This window comes from Algibacter sp. L4_22 (assembly GCF_023473045.1).
Lineage (GTDB): Bacteria > Bacteroidota > Bacteroidia > Flavobacteriales > Flavobacteriaceae > Algibacter.
On the sequence record NZ_JAMCOK010000026.1, the window covers coordinates 1 to 2,016 of the forward strand.

The following is a 2,016-nucleotide window of genomic DNA, read 5'->3' on the forward strand; positions in this document are numbered from 1 at the left end:
GTGATTTTTTAAAACTTGCTTTACACATCGAAGTTTAAATGCGTAATCATACTTGACTTTTCTTCCCATAATAATACCCTCAAATAGTGTCTAACTTTTTGGGAGCAGTTCATTTTCTATTTGGTTTTTATTTACTAAATTAGGTGCTTAAACACGCCACTAATCATACACAACAACGTTACCCAACATTTGAGAAAAACCGTTTTCATATTAAATTTAATTTTTAGCACATTAATTTTTGCTCAAAATCCTGAATCCTCAACTCTGTTTGAAAAAGAGTATTATGACTTAATAAATTACGTGCCGAAAAACTTGGAATTTGACTCAATTCATAAACCTGAAAGTCGACTATTACAAACTGAATTGAATACGATAAACAGTATTCAAATTTACAGCGGACTTAGAAAAGATTTCAAACTAACTGAAAGTGACAATAGATGGTTAGATAATAGAATTAATGAAATTGCAACCAAATTATTTCTTGATGGAAAAAGAATTTTAGTAAGTGCAGTTGGAGGTTATTCTGGTTGCCCAGATAAAATGATTGACACTCTTCAATTAAATAACATCGAGATTGTTAATTTAAAATTCTGCCACACTTGTACTGATTCTTATCGAGATAAGAAATTTATCGAAATATTTAATAGCAAAATGTTTTCTTTAATGGAAATTGAACCACCAAATAGAAAAACAAAATTATTCTATGGCGAATTTCAAGGGAGTAACAAAGAACGATTTGCAATTAAATTAATTTTAAAAGAAGACAGAACATTTAAATATTGGGTAAATAAGGGACATAGTTCAGATTTTACAGAAGGATTATGGAAAAACATTAATGAAACGCTGATTTTAAATTCTCGGAATCTGAATAAGGACGATGAAATAAGTTTTGCTTTGTCTAGTGCAAAATGGATTGAATTTAATGAATTGGAATTTCGTTTGAAAAAAGGAAAACTGACTGAATTGAATGGCGGAAATCGGAAATTAAAACTAACAGTCGAATAAAAAAACGTTGGGTAACACCGTGTATAAAACATAGCTAAATTAGGATTTCCCAGAGGTTTTTGCTTATTTGCGAAGTCCGCCAAATTTTTAATTTGGCTTTTACGTTTGACAAGTTAAAAACAAAATTAAAAATTTAGCTCTGTTTTAGCCTTAAATATATTACCTTTTTAAACGCTACGTTCCATACACATCAACGTTGTAAGTAATTAGACAATCTAATGGGAAAATTTGAAGATAATAAGCAATATACTTTTGATGTTGATTCCGCTCCTACTTCTTGGTTAGATTATTCAGAGGAACTAAAAGAAATTGCAGAACTCATTTTCTCTAATTCGGGGACTGAAATAAATAGATATCCTGAAAACGAAAAAGGTTTAAGACTTGAAAGAGGTTACTTTTTAAATTATGGTTTTTCAATTGAAAACATATTGAAAGGACTCATAATATCTGAAAACAGCTCTTTTGTTTCAAATGGGAAAATATCATCTGAAATAAGTTCAAATCACAATTTAGAAACACTTGTTGACAAAATTGATTCAATAGCGTTTGATAAAAATGAGAGGAAATTATTATCTATTTTATCAGATGCAATACCATATTGGGGCAGATATCCTATTCCCAAAAAGTACACTAAAGTTTCAACTAAATTTAAACTGACAGAAAAAGTCAATGACGATTTAAACAACTTATGGTTCAAAATAGGAAGGCAACTTTATTCAAACATTAAGTCGGGATGGATTGGACCAAGTGGAATAGAAACTGGACCTTACATAAGTTCAACTTTTGAAAACCCTGAAGAGTTTGACAAATCAATAGCTGAAATTAATATGCAAATAGAAAAAGGTCTGTTTAAAGCAGGTAACGTTGATAGAGCAAAATATAGTAGAAATAACTACTTACAACAACGTGTATAATTAATTGCTTTGGCAAGTGATTATTTGGAAAATTCCTTCGGAATTTTCTCGCGTTCGTTTTTGTTTACTAAATTAGTTGCTTAAACACGCAACTAAC

Annotated in this window: 2 protein-coding genes; both read left to right on the forward strand. The window is 29.9% G+C overall.

What is annotated here, in order from left to right; genetic code table 11:
- Positions 1-189 precede the first annotated feature (189 nt).
- Positions 190-1,005: a hypothetical protein gene (locus M4I23_RS19360; RefSeq protein ID WP_249755504.1), complete on the forward strand. Its 816-nt coding sequence runs from the start codon at positions 190-192 to the stop codon at positions 1,003-1,005.
- A gap of 218 nt (positions 1,006-1,223) precedes the next feature.
- A complete protein-coding gene (locus tag M4I23_RS19365) occupies positions 1,224-1,919 on the forward strand; it encodes a hypothetical protein (RefSeq protein WP_249755505.1) in 696 nt (231 codons plus the stop codon).
- Positions 1,920-2,016 lie beyond the last annotated feature (97 nt).

Excerpts from the sequence above, each read along its gene's own strand:
- M4I23_RS19365 (WP_249755505.1), top strand. The coding sequence starts at position 1,224 with ATGGGAAAATTTGAAGATAATAAGCAATATACTTTTGATGTTGATTCC.